The following is a 22,340-nucleotide window of genomic DNA, read 5'->3' as shown; positions in this document are numbered from 1 at the left end:
TCGGCGCGTTCCATGGGGAACCGCCGTGCCAGGGAAAGGACCTGATTCGTGCGTCAACGTTCGATCATCGCCATTACCGCCGCGCTCGCGGCGGGATCGCTGACACTCACGGCTTGTGGGTCGCGTGACGACGACGGCGGCAGCAGCAACGGCGACAAGACCACAGTTGTGATCGGCCTCGACGCCCCGCTGTCCGGCGACCTGTCCGCGCTCGGCCTCGGCATGAAGAACTCCGCGGACCTGGCCGCCAAGACGGCCAACAAGAAGGAGTTCGTCAAGGGCGTCGAGTTCAAGATCGAGGCCCTGGACGACCAGGCTCAGCCGTCCGTCGGCCAGCAGAACGCCCAGAAGTTCATCAGCAACAAGGACGTCCTCGGCGTCGTCGGCCCGCTGAACTCCAGCGTCTCCCAGCAGATGCAGAAGCCGCTCAACGACGCCGGCCTCACCCAGGTCTCCCCGGCCAACACCGGCACCGAGCTGACCCAGGGCGACGGCTGGAAGACCGGCGACTCGGTCCGCCAGTTCAAGACGTTCTTCCGCACCGCCACCACGGACGAGATCCAGGGTGCCTTCGCCGCCGACTACCTGTACAACAAGGCGAAGCTCAAGAAGGTCTACCTGATCGACGACCAGAAGACCTACGGCGCCGGCCTCGCCGCGTCCTTCAAGGCGAACTTCACCAAGTTCGGCGGCAAGATCGTGGGCACCGACCACATCAACCCCGACGACCGTGACTTCAACGCCGTGGTCGCCAAGATCAAGAAGACCGGCGCCCAGGCCCTGTACTACGGCGGCGAGTACCCGGCCGCCGGCCCGCTGAGCCAGCAGCTCAAGGACAGCGGCCAGAACATCCCGCTCATGGGCGGCGACGGCATCTACTCCGGCGAGTTCCCGAAGCTGAACAAGAAGGCCGAGGGCGACCTCGCGACCTCCGTCGGCCGGCCCGTCGAGCAGCTCCCCTCCGCCAAGACCTTCATCGCGGACTACAAGGCCGCGGGCTACGAGGACGACTACGAGGCCTACGGCGGCCTGACCTACGACGCCACCTGGGCCATCATCGAGGCCGTCAAGCTGGCCGTCGAGGGCAACGACGGCAAGGTCCCGTCCGACGGCCGCAAGGCGGTCCTGGACGGCATGGCCAAGGTCAAGTTCGACGGCGTCACCGGCACCATCTCGTTCGACGAGTTCGGTGACACCACGAACCACACCATGACCGCCTACAAGATCAAGGACAACGCCTGGGCGCCCGAGTTCAGCGGCGAGCCCAAGCTCGGCTGACGAAGGACGAGTCAGAGAACCCATCCACCTCACACATTGATCCAGGCCGCGCGGGAAGCGCCCACCAGCGCTCCCCGCGCGGCGCCATATCCGAACCACTCCACGGAGGCCCTGCGGTGCACGAACTGCCGCAACAGCTGGCCAATGGACTCATCCTCGGCGCGATGTACGGACTCATCGCGATCGGCTACACGATGGTCTACGGCATCGTCCAGCTCATCAACTTCGCCCACGGCGAGATCTTCATGGTCGGGGGCTTCGGGGCCCTCACCATCTGGATGGTCCTCCCCGACGGCTTCGGCCTCGGGGCGGCGATCCCCCTCATGATCATCGGCGGCATCCTCGTCTCGGTCGCCGTCGGCACCGCGGCGGAACGGTTCGCCTACCGTCCCCTGCGCACCGCACCCCGCCTGGCGCCCCTCATCACCGCGATCGGCCTGTCCATCGTCCTCCAGCAGGCCGTATGGATGTGGTTCCCCGACGCCAAGAAGGACGTCCCCTTCCCCCGCTTCCAGGGCGACCCCGTCGAGATCCTCGGCGCCAACATCCAGCGCGGCGACATCTTCGTCCTCATAGCCGCCCCGCTCTGCATGATCGCCCTCGGCCTGTTCGTCAACAAGACGCGCTCCGGCCGCGGCATGCAGGCCACCGCCCAGGACCCCGACACCGCCAAGCTCATGGGCATCAACACCGACCGCATCATCGTCATGGCCTTCGCCATCGGTGCCGCGTTCGCCGCCGTCGCGGCCGTCGCCTACGGCCTGAAGAACGGCCAGGTCGGCTTCCGCATGGGCTTCCTGATGGGCCTCAAGGCCTTCACCGCAGCCGTCCTCGGCGGCATCGGCAACATCTACGGCGCCATGCTCGGCGGCCTCGTCCTCGGCGTCGCCGAATCCCTCGCCACCGGCTACATAGGCGAAATCCCCGGCATGGACCTCTTCGGCGGCGGCGCCTGGAAGGACGTGTGGGCGTTCAGCCTCCTCATCCTCGTCCTGCTGTTCAGGCCACAGGGCCTGCTCGGCGAACGCGTCGCGGATCGGGCGTGATACCCATGACCACCGACATCCCCATGGACAAGACCACCGACGACACCACCAAGGTGTCCACCCCCGCAGCCACCCCGATCATCCCGCTCCCGCACACCGCGGCCCGCGGCATCACGGTCGCCGGCTCCGCCCTCGCCCTCATCGGCACCTTCCTCGCCTGGACCTGGACCGACGAATTCCCGGGCAACCTCACCGTCACCGGCTACCCCGGCGGCCTCCAGATCCTCACCCTCGTCGGCTCCCTGCTGACCCTCCTGTTCGCCCTCACCGGCTACGGCGTGCGCGGACTCGGCTGGCTCACCCCCGGCGGCAAGAACAGCCCCGTACTGCTCTCCGCCCTCGGCGTCCTCGGCGTCACCGGCTACGCCATGGGCGCCATCGCCCAGGAACTCGGCGGCCTCGTCAACCTCGAGCCCGGCGCCTGGGTCTCCGGCCTCGGCGCCCTCGTCGCCGTCATCGGCGCCCTCGGCCTCCCCGTCGACCAGCCCTACGACGCCGGCGACCCCGACCCCAACCTGTGGGGCCGCGTCCGCCACGCGCTCACCGCCCCCGACCCCGGCCGCGCCAAGGAACTCCCCTCCTGGCTCGAGATCCTCATCATCGCCGCCGGCTTCGGCGTCGGCCTGTACGTCTTCTCGTACGGCATCAGCACCGAGTACTCCGAGCTGTTCATCGGCTTCCTCATCCTCGCGGCCTTCGGCTTCACCGCCGTCAACCGCGCCGGACTGCTGAAGCGGCTCTCCGCACTCACCGCCAAGCACCGCAACGTCACCCTCGGAGCGGCCTTCGCGGCGGCGATCTGCTTCCCCTTCACCCAGACCAACGACCAGTTCGCCCTCATCGGCGCGAACATCCTCATCTTCGCCACGGTCGCCCTGGGCCTCAACGTCGTCGTCGGCCTCGCCGGCCTCCTCGACCTCGGCTACGTCGCCTTCCTCGGCGTCGGCGCCTACGCCGCCGCCCTGGTGTCCGGCTCCCCCGCCTCCACCATCGGCGTCACCTTCCCGTTCTGGGCCGCCGTCCTCACCGGCGCCGTCGCCTCGCTGATCTTCGGCGTCGTCATCGGCGCACCGACCCTGCGACTGCGCGGCGACTACCTCGCCATCGTGACGCTCGGCTTCGGTGAGATCTTCCGCATCACCATGAACAACCTGAACGGCAACAGCGGACCCGACGTCACCAACGGCTCCAACGGCATCCCGCAGATCCCCGACCTGGAGATCCTCGGCTTCAACCTCGGAGTCCCGCACGACGTCCTCGGCCACGAGCTCACCCGCTCCGCCAACTACTACCTGCTGATGCTGGTCTTCACGATCATCGTCGTGATGGTCTTCCGCCGCTCCGCGGAATCCCGCATCGGCCGCGCCTGGGTCGCCATCCGCGAGGACGAGACCGCCGCCACCGCCATGGGCATCAACGGCTTCCGCCTCAAGCTCCTCGCCTTCGCCCTCGGCGCCTGCCTCGCCGGCCTCGCCGGCACCGTCCAGGCCCACGTGTCCTACAGCGTCACCCCCGAGCAGTACCAGTTCGCCGGCCCCGTGCCGCCCAACTCGGCCTTCCTGCTCGCCGCCGTCATCCTCGGCGGCATGGGCACCATCAGCGGACCCCTGATCGGCGCGGCACTGCTCTACCTGATCCCGGCCAAGCTCCAGTTCATGGCCGAGTACCAGCTGCTGCTCTTCGGTATCGCCCTGATGCTCCTGATGCGCTTCCGCCCCGAGGGCCTGGTCGCCGACCGCAGGAAGCAGCTCGAATTCCACGAGACCGGACAGCTCGACGTACCGGAGGACAAGCCATTGCCCGAAGGCGCGACCGGCGTCGCCAAGGCAGGGGCGTGACCGCCATGACCACCACCACGACCACACCCACCACCACGACGGTGCTCGACGCCAGCGGCGTCACCATGCGCTTCGGCGGCCTCACCGCCGTCCGCGGCGTCGACCTCACCGTCAACACCGGCGAGATCGTCGGCCTCATCGGCCCCAACGGCGCCGGCAAGACGACCTTCTTCAACTGCCTCACCGGCCTCTACGTGCCGACCGAGGGCAAGGTCGCCTACAAAGGCACCGTCCTGCCCCCCAAGCCGCACCTGGTCACCCAGGCCGGCATCGCCCGCACCTTCCAGAACATCCGGCTCTTCGCCAACATGACCGTCCTGGAAAACGTCCTCGTCGGCCGGCACACCCGCACCAAGGAAGGCCTCTGGTCCGCCCTGCTGCGCCTGCCCGGCTTCAAGAAGGCCGAAGAGGCATCCCGCGAACGGGCCATGGAACTCCTCGAGTTCACCGGCCTCGCCGCCAAGGCCGACCACCTCGCCCGCAACCTGCCCTACGGCGAACAGCGCAAGCTGGAGATCGCCCGGGCCCTCGCGAGCGAACCCGGCCTGCTCCTCCTCGACGAACCCACCGCCGGCATGAACCCCCAGGAGACCCGCGCGGCCGAAGAACTCATCTTCGCCATCCGGGACCAGGGCATCGCCGTCCTCGTCATCGAGCACGACATCCGGTTCATCATGAACCTCTGCGACCGGGTCGCCGTGCTCGTCCAGGGCGAGAAGATCGTCGAAGGCCCCGCCGAAGTCGTCCAGGCCGACGAGCGCGTCATCGCCGCCTACCTCGGCGAACCCTTCGAAGGCGCCCCCGGTGCCGCCGAAGCCGCCGAGGTCGAGGCCGCCGAGGTCGAGGCCTCGGAGAGCGACGCGCACAGCACCACGGAAGGGGACGAGAAGTGACCGCACTGCTCGAGGTCGAGGACCTCCGAGTCGCCTACGGCAAGATCGAGGCCGTCAAGGGCATCTCGTTCAAGGTCGAAGCAGGCGAGGTCGTCACCCTCATCGGCACCAACGGCGCCGGCAAGACCACCACCCTGCGCACCCTCTCGGGCCTCCTCCAGCCCCTGTCCGGCGACATCAAGTTCGACGGCAAATCGCTGAAGAAGATCCCCGCCCACAAGGTCGTCTCCCTGGGACTCGCCCACTCCCCCGAGGGGCGGCACATCTTCCCGCGCATGACGATCGAGGACAACCTGCGCCTCGGCGCCTTCCTGCGCACCGACAAGGACGGCATCGAGAAGGACATCCAGCGCGCCTACGACCTCTTCCCCATCCTCGGGGAACGCCGCAAGCAGGCCGCGGGCACCCTCTCCGGCGGCGAGCAGCAGATGCTCGCCATGGGACGGGCGCTGATGTCCCGGCCGAAGCTGCTCATGCTCGACGAGCCCAGCATGGGACTCTCGCCGATCATGATGCAGAAGATCATGGCGACCATCCAGGAACTCAAGGCCGCGGGCACCACCATCCTGCTCATCGAGCAGAACGCCCAGGCCGCGCTCTCCCTGGCCGACCACGGTCACGTCATGGAGGTCGGCAAGATCGTCCTCTCCGGCTCCGGGCAGGACCTCCTGCACGACGAGTCGGTACGCAAGGCGTACCTCGGCGAGGACTGACGCCCTCAAGAGCTGAGGCCCGTGCCCCCCGGTCAGGGGCACGGGCCTCACGCTTGTCCTCGGGGAGATCAGCCCTTGGCGGCCTTCTTCTCCTCGGCGTCCTGGATCACGGCCTCGGCGACCTGCTGCATCGACATCCGGCGGTCCATCGACGTCTTCTGGATCCAGCGGAACGCGGCCGGCTCGGTCAGGCCGTACTGCGTCTGCAGGACCGACTTCGCCCGGTCCACCAGCTTGCGGGTCTCCAGGCGCTGGCTGAGGTCCGCGACCTCCTTCTCCAGCTCCTTCAGCTCCGTGAACCGCGAGACGGCCATCTCGATCGCCGGCACGACGTCGCTCTTGCTGAACGGCTTCACCAGGTAGGCCATGGCACCGGCGTCCCGGGCCCGCTCCACGAGGTCGCGCTGCGAGAACGCCGTCAGCATCAGCACCGGCGCGATGCTCTCCTCGGCGATCTTCTCGGCCGCCGAGATGCCGTCGAGCTTCGGCATCTTCACGTCGAGGATGACGAGGTCGGGGCGGTGCTCGCGCGCCAGCTCGACGGCCTGCTCACCGTCACCGGCCTCACCGACGACGGTGTACCCCTCCTCCTCGAGCATCTCTTTGAGGTCGAGCCGGATCAGGGCCTCGTCCTCGGCGATGACGACGCGGGTCGTCAGCGGAGGCACGTGCGACTTGTCGTCGTCAGGCGCGTCCACGGGCTGGGGCGACTCGGGGGCGGTCACGGGGGCTCCTTGTTACGGGCCGGGCAGGTGCTGCTGCTTAAGCAGCCTACCTAGAGGCGGGGAAGCGCGGTGACCCGGTATGCTTTCCGGGGCCAGTCCAGCCGGGTTGGTGGAATGGCATACACGGATGTCTCAAACACATCTGCCCGAGAGGGCTTGCGGGTTCGAGTCCCGCACCCGGCACCTGTGATCCAAGAGCGGATGTCCACGTTCTCGTGAACATCCGCTTTTTGCTGCCCGTCGCGAGTTTCACTCACTCAGAGTAGCCACATGGACAAACACGGTACTGATGTTCGGGACGTGGCGCTCGCACTGCTGCGTGGCGGCGCAACGAACGCCGAAGTGGCGCGCAGGCTCAATGTGCCGAACGGCACGATCGGCTACTGGAAGCACCTCGACCGCGCGCAACGCGGTGAGTGTCCCGGCCGGCACGATCCGAAGTGCCCCCGGTGCGACGGCCGGCATCTCGATCGGCCAGCCTACGGGTACCTGCTCGGTCTCTACCTCGGCGACGGGCACATCAGCCACCACTCCGCGCATCGCGTCCCGAATCTCATGATCAGCTACGACGAGTCCTGGCCGGGCCTGATGGACGGCTGCGAGAAGGCCATGCGTGCCGTGTTCCCCGACAACGCCGTCTGCCGGGTCCGCAGGACCGGCTGCCGGAATGTGAAGGTCTACTCGAAGCACCTCCCCTGCCTGTTCCCGCAGCACGGCCCCGGCAAGAAGCACGAGCGAGCCATCGTCCTCGAACCCTGGCAGCAGGAGATCGTCGACGCTCACCCTTGGGAATTCATCCGCGGCCTCATCCACTCCGACGGCTGCCGTATCACCACAAGTCGGACGACATCCGCAGGCTCTTCACCGACACGCTCGACAAGCTCGGCGTGCGGTGGACCACGCTCGCCCGCGGCAGCGACCCGTTCATCGTCTCCATCGCCCGAAAGGCATCCGTGGCCCTCATGGACGCCCACGTAGGCCCCAAGTACTGACCCGTCAGTGCGGGGTGTCGTCCTCGCCGATGTGGTGGACGCGGACCAGGTTGGTCGAGCCCGACACCCCGGGTGGGGAGCCCGCGGTGATGACGACCGTGTCGCCCTTGCGGCAGCGGCCGTACCGCAGCAGCAGTTCGTCCACCTGGTCGACCATCGCGTCCGTGGAGTCCGCGTGCGGTCCGAGGAAGGTCTCCACGCCCCACGTCAGGTTGAGCTGCGACCGCGTGGCCGGTTCGGGGGTGAAGGCGAGGAGGGGGATCGGGGAGCGATAGCGGGAGAGCCGGCGGGCGGTGTCGCCGGACTGGGTGAAGGCGACGAGGAAGCGGGCGCCGAGGAAGTCGCCGATCTCGGCGGCGGCGCGGGCGACGGCGCCGCCCTGGGTGCGGGGTTTGTTGTGTTCGGTCAGCGGGGGCAGCCCGTGGGCGAGGACGTCCTCCTCGGCCGCTTCGACGATCTTCGCCATGGTGCGGACGGTCTCGACGGGGTATTTGCCGACGCTGGTCTCGCCGGAGAGCATCACGGCGTCGGTGCCGTCGATGACGGCGTTGGCCACGTCGGACGCCTCGGCCCGGGTGGGGCGGGAGTGGTCGATCATGGAGTCGAGCATCTGGGTGGCGACGATGACGGGCTTGGCGTTGCGCCGGGCCAGTGTGATCGCGCGTTTCTGGACGATCGGCACCTGTTCGAGGGGCATCTCGACGCCGAGGTCGCCGCGGGCGACCATGATGCCGTCGAAGGCGGCGACGATGTCGTCGAGGGCGTCGACGGCCTGGGGTTTCTCGATCTTGGCGATGACGGGGAGGCGGCGGCCCTCTTCGTCCATGATGCGGTGGACGTCGTCGATGTCGCGGCCGGAGCGGACGAAGGACAGGGCCATGATGTCGAAGCCGGTGCGCAGGGCCCAGCGCAGGTCGGCCTCGTCCTTGTCGGAGAGGGCGGGGACGGAGACGGCGACGCCGGGGAGGTTGAGTCCCTTGTGGTCGGAGACGATGCCGCCTTCGACGACGGTGGTGTGGATGCGGGGGCCGTCGATGCCGGTGACTTGGAGGCAGACCTTGCCGTCGTCGACGAGGACGCGTTCGCCGGGGGTGACGTCGTCGGCGAGGCCGGGGTAGGTGGTGCCGCACTGGTGGCGGTCGCCTTCGGCGTCGGGTTCGACGGTGAGGGTGAAGGTGTCGCCGCGTTCGAGGAGTACGGGTCCTTCGGTGAAGCGGCCGAGGCGGATCTTCGGGCCTTGAAGGTCGGCGAGGAGGCCGACGCTGTGTCCGGTTTCGTCGGAGGCCTTGCGGACCTGCTGGTAGCGCTCCTCGTGCTCGGCGTGGGTGCCGTGGCTGAGGTTGAACCGGGCGATGTCCATTCCGGCGTCGACCAGTGCTTTTGTGCGGTCGTAGCCGTCGGTGGCGGGGCCCAGGGTGCAGACGATCTTGGCTCGGCGCATGGTTCGACTCTATGACTTACCGGTGGGTAGAGAATTGGTCATCGGTGACGACCCAACAAGCTTTGCGTGAAGGGTTATTGACAAGAGTTGAATTGTGCGGCGGGGTGCTCCGATGAGCAATTCCGGGGCATCCCATCGGGGGATTCCAGGCGGGGACGGGGAGTCACAGCCGGGGTGGGGTCATGGTGAAGCGGGCGTTCACCCGGGCGACGACGTGCTGGCGTTGCGGTTCGAGGTCGAGGGGTGCGGGCGTGTCGTCGGGGGCGCCGTAGGCGAGGGAGCGGGTCCGGGCGACGGGTGCCGCGGGGGTGTCGGTGTCGAGGTCGGCGAGTTCGAGGAGGGCGGTGAGGTCTGCTCCGAGGGCTTCGGCGTATTCGCGGGCGCGTTGGACGGCTTCGTGTACGGCCTGCTGCCGGGCCTGGCGGTGGGCGGGTGAGTCGGGGCGCAGTGCCCACTGGGGGCCGTCGACGTGGGTGAGGTCCAAGTCGGCGAGGCGGGTGGTGATTTCGCCGAGGGCGGTGAAGTCGGTGAGGTCGGCGGTGAGGTGGACGTGTCCGTGGTAGGCGTGGACGCGTTCGCCGCGGCCTTTGTCCTTGAGTTGGGGGCTGAGGGAGAAGGTGCCGGTCTCCAGGTGTTCGACGGTGTCGCCGTGGCTCTTGAGGAGGTCGAGGACGGCGGTGTTGCGGCGGGTGAGGTCGTCGAGGGCGGTGCGCCGGTCCTTGCCGCGGGAGGTGACGGTGACGCCGATGCGGGCGATCTCGGGGTCGACGTCGAGGTGGGCCTCGCCGCGGACGGCGATGTGGGGTGCGTCGGGGTGGGGGTCCTGGGAAGCGGTGGCCATACGTCCCACTGTGTCACTGCTTGCCGGGTTACGGGGCCGTCAGGTCATCAATTCGAAACCTGCGGGGGCTGTTGCGCGCTGCCATGCCCAGGTCAGAATCTACGCGCGTTGTTGGCCCTTCCCCTCGGGAGATGCACTCATGCCGTTGGACCGCCGGAAGTTCCTGAAGAAGTCAGCCGTGACCGGAGCGGGGGTGGCGGTGGCCGGTGCGGTGGGTGCCCCGGCGGCGCATGCCGCGCAGCCGGCGAAGGGTCCGAGGAAGAAGCGGTACGCGCTGACCGTGATGGGTACGACGGACCTGCACGGGAACGTCTTCAACTGGGACTACTTCAAGGACGCGGAGTACACGGACGCCGCGGGGAACGCGAAGGGCCTGTCGCGGGTCTCGACGCTGGTGAACCAGGTCCGCAAGGAGAAGGGGCGCGGCAACACGCTCCTCATCGACGCGGGCGACACGATCCAGGGCACCCCGCTGACGTACTACTACGCGAAGGTGGACCCGATCACCGCGAAGGGCGGCCCGGTCCACCCGATGGCGGCGGCGATGAACGCGATCGGGTATGACGCGGTGGCGCTGGGCAATCACGAGTTCAACTACGGCATCGAGACGCTGCGCAAGTTCGAGTCGCAGTGCGACTTCCCGCTGCTGGGCGCGAACGCGCTGGACGCGAGGACGCTGAAGCCGGCGTTCCCGCCGTACTTCATCAAGACGTTCCATGTGAAGGGCGCGCCGCCGGTGAAGGTGGCGGTGCTGGGGCTGACGAACCCGGGTATCGCGATCTGGGACAAGGCGTACGTCGAGGGCAAGCTGGTGTTCCCGGGTCTGGAGGAGCAGGCCGCGAAGTGGGTGCCGAAGCTGCGGTCGATGGGCGCGGACGTGGTCGTGGTGTCGGCGCACTCGGGTACGTCGGGCACGTCGTCGTACGGTGACCAGCTGCCGTATGTGGAGAACTCGGCGGCGCTGGTGGCGCAGAAGGTGCCGGGGATCGACGCGATCCTGGTGGGGCACGCGCACACGGAGATCGCGGAGCTGAAGGTCACGAACGAGAAGACCGGGCGGACGGTCGTGCTGTCGGAGCCGCTGTGCTACGCGCAGCGGCTGTCGCTGTTCGACGTCGAGCTGGTCTTCGAGCGGGGCTGCTGGACGGTCGAGTCGGTCCGGGCGTCGGTGCGGGACTCGAAGTCGGTGCCGGACGACCCGCGGATCACGCGGCTGCTGAAGGAGGACCACGACCTGGTCGTGGAGTACGTCAACCAGGTCGTGGGGTCGGCGACGGAGACGCTGACGACGGTGGACGCCCGGTACAAGGACGCCCCGATCATCGATCTGATCACCAAGGTCCAGGAGGACGTGGTGAAGGCGGCGCTGGCGGGTACGGAGCATGCCGCGCTGCCGGTGATCTCTCAGGCGTCGCCGTTCTCGCGGACGTCGGAGATCCCGGCCGGCGAGGTGACGATCCGGGATCTGTCGAGCCTGTACGTGTACGACAACACGCTGGTCGCGAAGCTGATGACCGGTGCTCAGGTGCGGGCGTACCTGGAGTATTCGGCGGAGTACTTCGTGCAGACGGCGGCGGGTGCTCCGGTGGACGTGGCGAAGCTGACGAACGCGAACAACCGGCCGGACTACAACTACGACTATGTGTCGGGGCTGTCGTACGACATCGACATCGCGCAGCCGGCCGGGCAGCGGATCAGGAATCTGTCGTACCAGGGTGCGCCGCTGGACGATGCGCAGAGGTTCGTGTTCGCGGTGAACAACTACCGGGCCAACGGTGGCGGGGCGTTTCCGCATGTGGCGTCGGCCCAGGAGCTGTGGTCGGAGTCGACGGAGATCCGGACCCGGATCGCGGAGTGGGTGACCGCGAAGGGTGTGCTGGACCCGAAGGACTTCGCGTCGGTGGACTGGAAGCTGACCCGTGAGGGCACTCCGGTGTTCTGACGGCGGCGGCTCGGTCAGGAGCCCCGGATTCCCTCGGTGAGCGGTGTCAGTGCCTTCGGGCGGCGCGCTTCGGGGAGCCGGGGCTCCGGCTGTTCCAGGCCGAAGGTGGTGAAGGCGGTCCGGTCGGGCAGCGGGTAGGTCTCCTTGCCGGTGACGGCGTTGAGGATGGTGGCGCTGCGCCAGGCGGCGAGGCCGAGGTCGGGGGTGCCGACGCCGTGGGTGTGCCGTTCGGCGTTCTGGACGTAGACGTGGCAGCCGGAGCCGCTGACGGTGGGGTCCATGACGAGCCGGTAGGTGTCGTCGACGCGGGGGCGTTCTTTGTTGTCGCGGCGCAGGTAGGGGTCGAGTCCGGCGAGGAGGCGGTTGAGGGGGCGTTCGCGGTAGCCGGTGGCGAGGACGACGGCGTCGGTGGTGAGGCGGGTGCGGGCGTTCTGGTCGGGGTGCTCCAGATGGAGTTCGATCTTGGTGGTGGCGAGGCGGCCTGCGGTGCGGACGGCGACGCCGGGGGTGAGGACGGTGTCGGGCCAGCCGCCGTCGAGGGTGCGGCGGTAGAGCTCGTCGTGGATGGCGGCGAGGGTGTCGGCGTCGATGCCTTTGTGGAGTTGCCACTGGGAGGCGACGAGCCGGTCGCGGACGGGTTCGGCGAGGGCCTGGAAGTAGCGGGTGTAGTCGGGGGTGAAGTGCTCCAGGCCGAGTTTGGAGTACTCCATGGGGGCGAAGGACTCGGTGCGGCCGAGCCAGTGGAGGCGTTCGTGTCCGGCGGGCCTGTGGCGGAGCAGGTCGAGGAAGATCTCGGCGCCGGACTGTCCGGAGCCGACGACGGTGATGTGGCCGGCGGCGAGCAGGGTGTCGCGGTGGGTGAGGTAGTCGGCGGCGTGGACGACGGGGACGCCGGGGGCGTCGACGAGGGGTCTGAGGGTGTCGGGGACGTCGGGTTCGGTGCCGATGCCGACGACGATGTTGCGGGCGTGGGTGCGGCCGAGTTCCTCGATGCCGGTGTCGGGGTCGCGGCGGATGTGGTCGACCTCGAAGACGTCGCGTTCGGGGTTGAAGCGGACGGCGTCGACGTGGTGGCCGAAGCGCAGTCCGGGGAGGTTCTCGGCGACCCAGCGGCAGTAGGCGTCGTATTCGGCGCGCTGGATGTGGAAGCGTTCGGCGAAGTAGAAGGGGAAGAGCCGGTCGCGGCTGCGCAGGTGGTTGAGGAAGGTCCAGGGGCTGGCGGGGTCGACGAGGGTGACGAGGTCGGCGAGGAAGGGGACCTGGATGCGGGCGCCGTCGAGGAGGAGGCCGGGGTGCCAGGAGAAGGCGGGGTTCTGGTCGTAGAAGACGGCGTCGACCTCGGCGAGGGGGTGGGCGAGGGCGGCGAGGGAGAGGTTGAAGGGGCCGATGCCGATGCCGACGAGGTCGCGGGGGGTGTCGGGTGCGGGGTGCCGGGGGTGGGTCTGCGGGGTCATCCGGGGGTGTTTCCTTCCACCAGTTTCAGGAGGGCGGCCAGGGCGTCGGGGCGGGCCTGCGGGTTGAGCAGGGTGGTCTTGAGCCACAGGCGCCCGTCGGCGTGGGCGCGGCCGAGGACGGCGCGGCCGTCGGTGAGGAGGTGCCGGCGTACGGCGGCGACGGCGGTGTCCGTGGCGTGCGCGGGCCGGAACAGGACCGTGCTGATGGTGGGCCGGTCGTAGAGGTCGAAGCCGGGGTGGCGGGCGACGAGGTCGGCGAACTCGGCGGCGCGGTCGCAGACCTGGTCGACGAGGCGGCCGAGTCCGTCGCGGCCGAGGGTGGCGAGGGTGACGGCGATCTTGAGGACGTCGGGGCGGCGGCTGGTGCGCAGGGAGCGGCCGAGGAGGTCGGGCAGGCCGGCGTCGGTGTCGTCGTCGGCGTTGAGGTAGTCGGCGCGGTGGTGGAGCGCCTGGAGGTCGGCGGGGTCGCGGGCGGCGAGGAGTCCGGCGGCGACGGGCTGCCAGCCGAGTTTGTGCAGGTCGAGGGTGACGGTGTGGGCGGCGTCGAGGCCGGTGAGCCGGTGGCGGTGCCGGGCGCTGAAGAGGAGGCCTCCGCCGTAGGCGGCGTCGATGTGGAGGCGGGCGCCGTGGGCGGCGCACAGGGCGGCGATCTCGGGGAGCGGGTCGATGAGTCCGGCGTCGGTGGTGCCGGCGGTGGCGGCGACGAGGTGGGGGCCGGGGAGGTGGGTGAGGGCCTCGTCGAGGGCGGCGGGGTCGAGGACTCCGGCGGGTGCGGGGACGGTGACGGGGTCGGGGAGTCCGAGCAGCCAGGCGGCGCGGGGCAGGGAGTGGTGGGCGTTGGCGCCGTGCAGGAGGCGTACGCCGGGGCCCTGGGTCTCGCGGGCGAGGAGGACGGCGAGCTGGTTGGACTCGGTGCCGCCGGTGGTCGTGAGGGCGTCGGGGCCGGCGGGCGGGGGGTGGATCTCGTGGGCGAGGGCGCGGGTGACCAGGGTTTCGAGCGCGGACGCGGCGGGGGCCTGGTCCCAGGAGTCCAGGGAGGGGTTGAGGGCGCTCGCGGCGAGGTCGGCGGCGACGGCCACGGCGAGGGGCGGGCAGTGCAGATGGGCGGCGCACAGCGGGTCGGCGGGGTCGGCGGAGCCTTCGGCGAGGGTGTGCACGAGGTCGCGGAGGGCGTCGGGGTCGCCGTGCTCGGGGAGGGCGTCGGGGAGGGCGGCGCGGACGCGGGCGGTGACGGCGCGGGGGCCGCCGGCGGGCAGCGGTCCGCCTCTGGCCCGGCCGCCCGCGTCGAGGGCGGTGAGCACGGTGTCGAGCAACGGCCGCAGGGCGTGGGGGCCTTCGGGGCCTGACGCGAGCGGCCAGGGCGTGCTCATCGGGTCCTCCGGGCGCACTGGACGGGAAGGGCCTCCAGCTTGGACCCGGTTGCCCGGATCCACCCGGAAAGCCCCCTGACCGGAACCCGAAAGGGGGTATTTACGTACGTCGAGTGCGTGTCCTACCCGCTGTCGCCCGTACGGCGGAGTAGGGGGCGCCGGCGGAACCGGCGCCCCCGCTCTCGGCGTCCTAGTCGCCCTGTGTCTCGCGGACGCGCAGGGCGCGGGCGAGGTCGTCGAGGTGGTCGGCGAGCCTGCGGCGCAGCGCCGGGGCGGGGTCGGCGTCCTTCAGGCAGGCCTCGCCGAGGCGCAGGGTCTCGGTGTCGACGGCGTGTGCCGGGAAGGCGTGGCGGCCGGCGGCGTCGGCGATGGCGGGGCCGCGGCGGGCGGCGAGTGCGGGCGCGTCCTGGAACCAGCGGGCCACGTACGGCCGTACCAGGTCGGCCTGTTCGGGCTGCCAGAAGCCCTGGGCGGTGGCGGTGAACAGGTAGTTGGACAGGTCGTCGGAGCCGAACATGGCGTCCCAGGCGCGGGCCTTGGAGTCCTCGGCGGGCAGGGCGGCCCGGCAGCGGGCGGCGCCTTCCTGGCCGGTGGCGCTGGGGTCGCGGTCGAGTTCGGCGGCGATGGCGTCCTCGTCGACGGCGCCGAGCACGGCGAGCCGGGCGAGGACGCGCCAGCGCAGGTCGGGGTCGAGTTCGGGTCCGCCGGGGACGGTGCCTTCGGCGAGCCAGGCGGCGATGGTGTCGGGGTGGGCGGCGGCGGCGATGAAGTGCCGTACCGCGATGAGCCGGAGGCCGGGGTGGTCGCCGTCCTCGGTGCGGCGGATGATGTCCCGGCACAGCGAGGTGAGGGTGGTGAGGGCGGCGGGCCGCTCCTCGGGCCGCAGATACCGGTCGGTGATGTGCCCGGCGGCGAACGCGAGGACGCCCTGCACCAGTGCGAGGTCGGTCTCCTCGGGCAGGTGGGCGCCGGCGGTGGCCAGGTAGTCGGAGGGGGCCAGTTCGCCGTCGCGGACCATGTCGCGCAGGCTGTTCCAGACGACGGCGCGGGTGAGGGCGTCGGGGATGCCGGACAGGCCGCGCAGGACGGTCTCCAGGGAGGTGTCGTCGAGACGGATCTTGGCGTAGGTCAGGTCGAGGTCGTTGGGGACGACCAGGGCCGGGCGGGTGCCGGGGCGCGGCGCCGGTTCGGTGACGGGCACGTCGGTCTCGTACCGCTCGCGCAGGGTGAGGGTGCGTCCGTCGCCGAGGTCCCGGTCGTACACGCCGACGGTCACGCGGTGGGGGCGGCTGCCGGCGCGGTCCAGGGCGAGGGTCCACTGGCCGGGGACGGCGTCGACGGAGGCGCTGAGGGTGTCGACGCCGGTGGTGCGCAGCCAGGCGTCGGCCCAGGCGTGGACGTCGCGTTCGGTGGCGGAGGCGAGGGAGTCGATGAAGTCGGCGAGGGTGGCGTTGCCGAACTTGTGGCGGGCGAAGTGGCTGTTGATGCCGGCGAGGAAGTCCTTCTCGCCGAGCCAGGCGACGAGTTGGCGGAGCGCGGAGGCGCCCTTGGCGTAGGAGATGCCGTCGAAGTTGAGCAGGGCGGAGGCGGTGTCGTCGACGTTCTCGGGGGCCACGGGGTGGGTGGTGGGCCGCTGGTCGGCGTCGTAGCCCCAGGCCTTGCGGGCGACGCCGAAGTCGGTCCAGGTGTCGTGGAAGCGGGTGGCCTCGCCGCAGATCTGGTAGCCCATGTACTCGGCGAAGGACTCGTTGAGCCAGATGTCGTCCCACCAGCGCAGGGTGACGAGGTCGCCGAACCACATGTGGGCCATCTCGTGGGCGATGACCATGGCGCGGGTCTGGCGTTCGGTGTCGGTGACCGCGGAGCGGTAGACGAACTCGTCGCGGAAGGTGACGAGGCCGGGGTTCTCCATGGCGCCGGCGTTGAACTCGGGAACGAACGCCTGGTCGTAGGAGTCGAAGGGGTAGGGCTCCTCGAACTTCTCGTGGAAGCGGTCGAAGCACTGCCGGGTGATCTCGAAGAGTTCGTCGGTGTCGGCGTCCAGGTAGGGGGCGAGGGAGCGCCGGCAGTGGATGCCGAAGGGCAGGCCGCGGTGCTCGGTGCGCGCGGAGTGCCAGGGGCCTGCGGCGACGGCGACGAGGTAGGTGGAGATCAGCGGGGTGGTCGCGGCGCGCCAGCGGCCGTCGCCGAGGTGTTCGGTGACGCCGTTGGCGAGGACGGTCCAGCCGTCGGGGGCGGTGACGTCCAGGTCGAAGACGGCCTTGAGGTCGGGCTGGTCGAAGGCGGCGAAGACGCGCTGGACGTCGTCGAGGAACAGCTGGGTGTAGACGTAGGTCTCGCCGTCGCTGGGGTCGGTGAAGCGGTGCATGCCCTCGCCGGTGCGGGAGTAGCGCATGGCGGCGTCGACGCGCAGTTCGTGCTCGCCGGCGGTGAGGCCCTTCAGGGGGAGGCGGTTGCCGTCCAGGGTCTCCGGGTCGAGGGGGCTGCCGTCGAGGGTGACGGAGCGCAGGTGGGCCGGCTTGAGCTCGACGAAGGTGTCCGCGTCGGCGCGCGTGGTGAACGCGATGACGGTGTGCGAGTCGAAGGTGTCGTCCCCGGTGGTCAGATCGAGTGCGATCGAGTACCGGTGGACGTCGAGGAGCTGGGCACGGGTCTGCGCTTCGTCGCGCGTCAGTACGGACATGAACGACATGCTGCCTGATGCCGCCGGTCAGGCACAGAGGAGGCCCGGTAAGGGCGTGATGTCCGGTTCACCTGGGAGGGTGTGGGGCTGAGGGGGCGGAGCCGGTGCCGGATCGGGGGTGGCGCCGCCCCGCGGTCACTCCCCCGGGGCGGACGCGTCCGCGGCGGGTGCGGTGCCGTCGGTCGTGTCGACGGCGATGCTCTCGTGGTGCCGGATGACCTCGGCGATGATGAAGTTCAGGAATTTCTCGGCGAACGCGGGGTCGAGTTTGGCGTTCTCGGCGAGGGTGCGCAGCCGGGCGATCTGGCGGGCCTCGCGGGCCGGGTCGGCGGGCGGCAGCTGGTGGCGGGCCTTGAGGTGGCCGACCTGCTGGGTGCACTTGAACCGTTCGGCGAGCATGTGGACGACGGCCGCGTCGATGTTGTCGATGCTGTCGCGCAGCCGGGCGAGTTCCTCGCGGACGGCGGGGTCGACGGCGTCGGGGGACGTGTTGCTGGTCATGGGCGCCCAGCCTACGGGGCGGCCGGAGGGTCCGTTCGCCCGATCACGGGCGGATCGGCGGGGTCGGGGACCTGGTCGCTCCAGCCGCCGGGGACGGCGCGGCCCTGCTGGGCGCGGAAGCGGACCGGGGATGTGCCGACGCGGCGGGTGAAGAGCCGGGAGAAGTAGGCGGGGTCGTCGTAGCCGACGCGGCGGGCGACGGCGGCGACGGGCAGTTCGGTGCCGGCGAGGAGTTCCTTGGCGCGGCCGAGGCGGATGCCGAGCAGATAGTCCTTGGGGCTGCGGCCGGCGCCGCGCCGGACGGCGGTGCGCAGCTCGGCGGGGGTCATGCCGTGCCGGGCGGCGTGGTCGGCGACGGTGAGGGGCAGGCAGGCGTCGCGGGCGAGGGCCTGGAGGACGGGGTGCCCGTCGGGGGCGAGGTCGGCGCGGGCGCGGCGCAGGGCGACGAGGAGTTCGTGGACGGCGGCGCCGGTCTCGACCTCGAGGAGGGGGTTGTCGCGGCGGGCGGCGCGGGCCATGCGGCCGATGACGGCGCGGGGTCCTGAGGCGTCGGCGAGGGGGACGACGGGGCGGCCGGGTTCGATGTAGCCGAGGTCGGTGTAGGTGGTGGTGGCGGGCCCGGTGAAGTCGACGAAGCCCTCGTCCCAGCCGGTGCGGGGGTCGGGGGCGTAGTGGTGGGGCACGCCGGGGGTGAGCCACAGCAGGGCGGGCGCGGTGACGGGGGTGCGGCGGCCGTCGGGGGCGGCGTACCAGCCGCGGCCGGTGCTGATGACGACGGCGACGTGGTGGTCGAGGGTGCGGGGGCCGACGGTGGGCAGGCGGCCGTACTGGAGGCCGACGCCGAGGCAGACCAGGCCGAGCCGGTGGTGGGCGGGGCCGGGGGTGAAGAACCGCATCCAGGTGCGGTACACGGGTGTCCGCCCCCTTTCCGGCGCGTGGGTCCAAGCGGTGCCGATCTTTGTCCATGGACCGGGGTGGGCGCCAGGGGCGAGGGTGGCGGCATGGGTGACTTCGGGGTGGGGGACGACGGCTTCGTGCTGGACGGGCGGCCGGTGCGGCTGCTGTCGGGTGCGCTGCACTACTTCCGGGTGCACCAGGGGCACTGGGGGCATCGGCTGGCGATGCTGCGGGCGATGGGCCTGAACTGTGTGGAGACGTATGTGCCGTGGAATCTGCACGAGCCGGAGCCGGGGCGGTCGCGGGACGTGGGGGCGCTCGGGCGGTTCCTGGACGCGGCGCGGGAGGCGGGGCTGTGGGCGGTCGTGCGGCCGGGGCCGTACATCTGCGCCGAGTGGGAGAACGGCGGGCTGCCGTCGTGGCTGACGGCCGAGGTGGGGGCACGCGCGCGTACCCGCGACGAGCGCTATATGGGGCGGGTCGCGGACTGGTTCGGGCGGCTGGCGGAGGAGGTCGTGCCCCGGCAGGTCGATCGGGGTGGCCCGGTGGTCATGGTGCAGGTGGAGAACGAGTACGGCAGTTACGGCTCGGACGCGGAGTATCCGCGGCTGCTGGCGGGGCTGTTGCGGGACGTGGGGGTGACGGTGCCGCTGTGCACCTCGGACGGCCCGGAGGAGCACATGCTGTCCGCCGGTTCCGTGCCCGGGGTGCTCACGACCGTGAACTTCGGGGCGAACGCGCGGGAGGCGTTCGACGTGCTGCGCCGGTACCGGGCGGAGGGCCCGCTGATGTGCATGGAGTTCTGGTGCGGCTGGTTCGACCACTGGGGCGGCGGGCACACCGTCCGTGACCCGGGGGACGCGGCGGCGGTGCTGCGGGAGATCCTGGAGTGCGGGGCGTCGGTGAACCTGTACATGGCGCACGGCGGGACGAGTTTCGCCGGCTGGGCGGGCGCCAACCGGGGCGGGGCGCTGCACGACGGCCCGCTGGAGCCGGATGTCACGTCGTACGACTACGACGCCCCGATCGACGAACGGGGTGCTCCGACACCGAAGTTCTGGGCGTTCCGCGAGGTCCTCGCCGGGTACGCGGACGGGCCGCTGCCCGAACCGCCGCCCTTGCCGCCGGTGTTGGAGGCCGAGGCGAGGACGGAGTGGGCGGGCTGGGCGTCCCTGGACGGGGTGCTGGAGGCGCTGGGCGGACCGGAGGTGACGGAGCCGGTGCCGCCCACCTTCGAGGAACTGGGCGTCGAGCGGGGCCTGGTGCGGTACGCGCTGGACGTGCCGGGGCCGCGGCGGGCGTACCCGCTGTCGGTGCGCGGGCTGCGGGACCTGGCCGTGGTGTACGTCGACGGGGCGCGGGCGGGGACGCTGACCGGGGAGGACGCGGTCCTCGCGGAGCCGGTCGCCGGGCCCGCGCGCGTGGAGCTGTGGGTGGAGTCGCTGGGGCGGGTGAACTACGGGCCGCGGCTGGGCGAGGCCAAGGGGATCACCGGGGGCGTCCTGCACGAGCGGCAGTATCTGCACGGCGTCCGCGCGCGGGGCCTGCGGCTGGAGGCGCTGGACGCGGCCGGGGCGGTGCGCGAGGTGGCGTCGGACGGGGTGCCCGGGGACGGTGCCCCGGGGCTGTACCGGGGCACCGTCGTGGTGCGGGGCGCCGGTGACGCCCGGCTGGAGCTGCCGGGGTGGACCCGCGGCTTCGTCTGGGTCGACGGCTTCTGCCTGGGCCGCTACTGGTCCGCGGGCCCCCAGCGTTCGCTGTACGTGCCCGGGCCGGTGCTGCGGGAGGGCGTCAACGACGTGTGGCTGCTGGAGCTGGAGGGCGCGGGGCGCGATCCGCTCCTGCGGCCGGTGTGAGCGGGTGCCTCACAGGGCGTTCGCCGCGCGGGCGATGTCCTTCGCGAAGTGGCTGACCTCGGTGTAGACGCCGGGCACGCCGGTGCGGGCGCAGCCGTCGCCCCAGCTGACGATGCCGGTCTGGATCCACTTGCCCCCGTCGTCCTTGCGGAACATGGGGCCGCCGGAGTCGCCCTGGCAGGTGTCGATGCCGCCGGACTGCCAGCCGGCGCACAGTTCCTCCTTCGACACCAGCCGGTTGCCGTAGTGGCGCTTGCAGACGCGGTCGGCGACGAAGGGGACGGTGGCCTTGCGGAGCTTGGTCGTGCCCGTGTTGGCGCCCTCCTTCATGTCACCCCATCCGGCGATCGTGAACATGCCGCGGTTGTAGCGGTCGGTGGTGGCGATCTTCAGCGTCGGCTTGTCGATCGGCCGGGCCAGCTTGATCAGCGCCCAGTCCTTGCCGGTGCCGTCGTAGCCGGTGGCCACCTTGACCTTGGTCGACCTGACCTTGATCGCGGAGGAGGAGGTCAGGTCGTTGACGCCGGCGGTGACGGTGATGCTCGTGTCGGGGCCGGACCCGTTCATGCAGTGGGCGGCGGTGAGGACGACGTCCTTCTTGTAGAGCGCCCCGCCGCAGCCCATGGAGAGGTGGACCATGAACGGGAACTCGTTCTGCGCGGCGGTCGTTCCACCGACGACGCGGGTGGAACGGGTGTCGGCGTTGGCGGAGAGGGGCTGCAGGGAGACGACCGCGAGCGCGACGGCGCCCACCGCCGCGGCTCGGGTGGCCAGGGATATGCCGGTTCTCTTCGGCGGGCTCTGGGTCAACATACGTCCTTTCATGGCGTGTTGAGCGGCCCGCAGTATGAAGATCGGCCGGGTGGTGTGGCAAGGACGGATCTCACGCCGGGGGTGTGGAACCTCGGCGGGGAAATCCCCCTCACTCCCCCGTAGAGTGGAATCGGGTTCGAGACGTCCAGGGGGTGCGGCGTGGCGAACGGCGGTCCGGTCGAGCACGGCTTTCCGCACCTGGACACGGTGCGGGCGTCGATCACCGCGCTCTACCGGCGTCTGTCGTACGAGACGGTCCGGACCTTCGCGGCCAGCGTGGCGCCCGCCGATGTGGCGTTCGGCGACATGGACGATCTGCATCTGGGGGCGCAGCGGGTGGCGCGCGAGCTGGTGCGGCACTTCCGGCTGCCGGACGCGCGCCTGGTCGTCGGGTTCCGGGAGATGAGCCATGCGGCGAACGTCGAACTGACGGCGGGCCCCGAGTACTTCGTCGAGCTGAACGACCGCTTCCGTACGCATCGGCGGGACATCGGGGCGGCGCTGGCGCACGAGGTGACCCATGTGTATCTGCACCGGCTGGACCTGGCGTTCCCCGGCACCCGGGACAACGAGATCCTGACGGACACGGTGACCACGTATCTGGGCGCGGGCTGGCTGCTGCTGGACGCCTACCGGGAGGATGCCGCCTCCTCGCAGAAGCTGGGCTATCTGACCCCGGAGGAGTTCGGGTACGTCCTGGCCAAGCGGTCCCTGCTGTTCGACGAGGACCCCTCGGTGTGGTTCACCAGCCCGCAGGCGTACACGTCGTACGGCAGGGGTCTGGCGCGAGCGCGGGAGGACGCGCGGCAGCCGCCGCTGACCGCGGCCGGGTGGGCGGGCCGCCGGCGGTACGCCCATGACCGGCGGCAGGCGCGGGACCACCGGGAGGGCGGGGCGCGGCCGGGGGTGGCGTACACGTTCACGCCGGAGGAGCGGGGTCCGCTCCGGGTGTCGTTCCCGTGTCCGACGTGTCAGCAGCGGATCCGGGTGCCGGTGCGGGGGCGGGTCCGCGCGCGGTGCGGGCTGTGCCGGACGGTGCTGGAGTGCGACACCTGAC

General features: G+C 70.7%; 17 protein-coding genes, 1 tRNA gene and 1 pseudogene. 10 read left to right on the top strand and 9 right to left on the bottom strand.

What is annotated here, in order from left to right; translation table 11 throughout:
* Positions 1–48: 48 nt before the first annotated feature.
* The 5 genes from KBY32_RS33075 to KBY32_RS33055 all read left to right on the top strand — a co-directional run bounded on the left by KBY32_RS33075 (position 49) and on the right by KBY32_RS33055 (position 5,768).
* Positions 49–1,278, top strand: a complete 1,230-nt coding sequence (locus KBY32_RS33075; protein WP_370592109.1) for a branched-chain amino acid ABC transporter substrate-binding protein — start codon at positions 49–51, stop codon at positions 1,276–1,278.
* A gap of 116 nt (positions 1,279–1,394) precedes the next feature.
* Positions 1,395–2,324, top strand: coding sequence for a branched-chain amino acid ABC transporter permease (locus tag KBY32_RS33070; protein ID WP_210982676.1), 930 nt, complete (start codon positions 1,395–1,397; stop codon positions 2,322–2,324).
* A gap of 23 nt (positions 2,325–2,347) precedes the next feature.
* Complete coding sequence (locus KBY32_RS33065) at positions 2,348–4,162, top strand: branched-chain amino acid ABC transporter permease (protein ID WP_055621638.1); 1,815 nt, start codon at positions 2,348–2,350, stop codon at positions 4,160–4,162.
* A gap of 5 nt (positions 4,163–4,167) precedes the next feature.
* A complete protein-coding gene (locus KBY32_RS33060) occupies positions 4,168–5,055 on the top strand; it encodes an ABC transporter ATP-binding protein (protein ID WP_210982675.1) in 888 nt (295 codons plus the stop codon).
* Positions 5,052–5,768, top strand: coding sequence for an ABC transporter ATP-binding protein (locus KBY32_RS33055; protein WP_210982674.1), 717 nt, complete (start codon positions 5,052–5,054; stop codon positions 5,766–5,768). Before KBY32_RS33060 ends, KBY32_RS33055 begins: the two co-directional genes overlap by 4 nt.
* Before the next feature lie 68 nt (positions 5,769–5,836).
* On the opposite strand, the gene KBY32_RS33050 is transcribed toward KBY32_RS33055, so the two are convergent.
* Entirely contained in the window at positions 5,837–6,493 is a 657-nt protein-coding gene (locus KBY32_RS33050) for an ANTAR domain-containing response regulator (protein ID WP_055621537.1), read from the bottom strand.
* A 100-nt stretch (positions 6,494–6,593) separates the two neighbouring features.
* On the opposite strand from KBY32_RS33050, the gene KBY32_RS33045 reads away from it, so the two are divergent.
* Positions 6,594–6,676, top strand: a tRNA-Leu gene (locus KBY32_RS33045).
* Positions 6,677–6,763: 87 nt separating this feature from the next.
* A pseudogene (locus KBY32_RS33040) lies at positions 6,764–7,485 on the top strand (helix-turn-helix domain-containing protein).
* A 4-nt stretch (positions 7,486–7,489) separates the two neighbouring features.
* On the opposite strand, the gene pyk reads toward KBY32_RS33040, so the two are convergent.
* Both pyk and KBY32_RS33030 read right to left on the bottom strand, forming a co-directional pair.
* Positions 7,490–8,926, bottom strand: a complete 1,437-nt coding sequence (pyk, locus tag KBY32_RS33035; protein WP_210982673.1) for a pyruvate kinase — start codon at positions 8,924–8,926, stop codon at positions 7,490–7,492.
* Between the two features lie 163 nt (positions 8,927–9,089).
* Entirely contained in the window at positions 9,090–9,767 is a 678-nt protein-coding gene (locus KBY32_RS33030) for an SIMPL domain-containing protein (protein ID WP_115509418.1), read from the bottom strand.
* 139 nt (positions 9,768–9,906) lie between these two features.
* Between KBY32_RS33030 and KBY32_RS33025 the strand changes: the two genes are divergently transcribed.
* Positions 9,907–11,709: a bifunctional UDP-sugar hydrolase/5'-nucleotidase gene (locus tag KBY32_RS33025; protein WP_210982672.1), complete on the top strand. Its 1,803-nt coding sequence runs from the start codon at positions 9,907–9,909 to the stop codon at positions 11,707–11,709.
* Between the two features lie 14 nt (positions 11,710–11,723).
* Here the strand turns inward: KBY32_RS33025 and KBY32_RS33020 are convergent, their stop codons facing one another.
* From KBY32_RS33020 to KBY32_RS33000, 5 genes are all read right to left on the bottom strand, one after another.
* On the bottom strand, positions 11,724–13,163 hold the full coding sequence (locus tag KBY32_RS33020) for a lysine N(6)-hydroxylase/L-ornithine N(5)-oxygenase family protein (RefSeq protein ID WP_210982671.1): 1,440 nt from the start codon (positions 13,161–13,163) through the stop codon (positions 11,724–11,726).
* The gene (locus KBY32_RS33015) at positions 13,160–14,533 is read right to left on the bottom strand and encodes an aminotransferase class V-fold PLP-dependent enzyme (RefSeq protein ID WP_210982670.1); all 1,374 of its coding nucleotides are present in this window, start codon (positions 14,531–14,533) and stop codon (positions 13,160–13,162) included. The genes KBY32_RS33020 and KBY32_RS33015 overlap by 4 nt, the downstream gene beginning before the upstream one ends.
* A 190-nt stretch (positions 14,534–14,723) precedes the next feature.
* Positions 14,724–17,225, bottom strand: coding sequence for an aminopeptidase N (gene pepN, locus KBY32_RS33010; RefSeq protein ID WP_210982669.1), 2,502 nt, complete (start codon positions 17,223–17,225; stop codon positions 14,724–14,726).
* A gap of 126 nt (positions 17,226–17,351) precedes the next feature.
* Complete coding sequence (locus tag KBY32_RS33005) at positions 17,352–17,717, bottom strand: chorismate mutase (protein WP_115509423.1); 366 nt, start codon at positions 17,715–17,717, stop codon at positions 17,352–17,354.
* A gap of 11 nt (positions 17,718–17,728) precedes the next feature.
* Positions 17,729–18,628 (bottom strand): AraC family transcriptional regulator, encoded by a 900-nt coding sequence (locus KBY32_RS33000; protein WP_210982668.1) that lies wholly within the window; start codon positions 18,626–18,628, stop codon positions 17,729–17,731.
* A 90-nt stretch (positions 18,629–18,718) separates the two neighbouring features.
* Between KBY32_RS33000 and KBY32_RS32995 the strand changes: the two genes are divergently transcribed.
* A complete protein-coding gene (locus KBY32_RS32995) occupies positions 18,719–20,470 on the top strand; it encodes a beta-galactosidase family protein (RefSeq protein ID WP_210982667.1) in 1,752 nt (583 codons plus the stop codon).
* Between the two features lie 9 nt (positions 20,471–20,479).
* On the opposite strand, the gene KBY32_RS32990 is transcribed toward KBY32_RS32995, so the two are convergent.
* A complete protein-coding gene (locus KBY32_RS32990) occupies positions 20,480–21,283 on the bottom strand; it encodes a trypsin-like serine protease (RefSeq protein ID WP_055621546.1) in 804 nt (267 codons plus the stop codon).
* 159 nt (positions 21,284–21,442) lie between these two features.
* On the opposite strand from KBY32_RS32990, the gene KBY32_RS32985 reads away from it, so the two are divergent.
* Positions 21,443–22,339 (top strand): hypothetical protein, encoded by an 897-nt coding sequence (locus tag KBY32_RS32985; RefSeq protein ID WP_210982666.1) that lies wholly within the window; start codon positions 21,443–21,445, stop codon positions 22,337–22,339.
* Position 22,340: the final 1 nt, after the last annotated feature.

This window comes from Streptomyces sp. RK62 (assembly GCF_018070255.1).
Lineage (GTDB): Bacteria > Actinomycetota > Actinomycetes > Streptomycetales > Streptomycetaceae > Streptomyces > Streptomyces nigra.
This window is presented reverse-complemented; position numbering and strand designations above follow the sequence as displayed.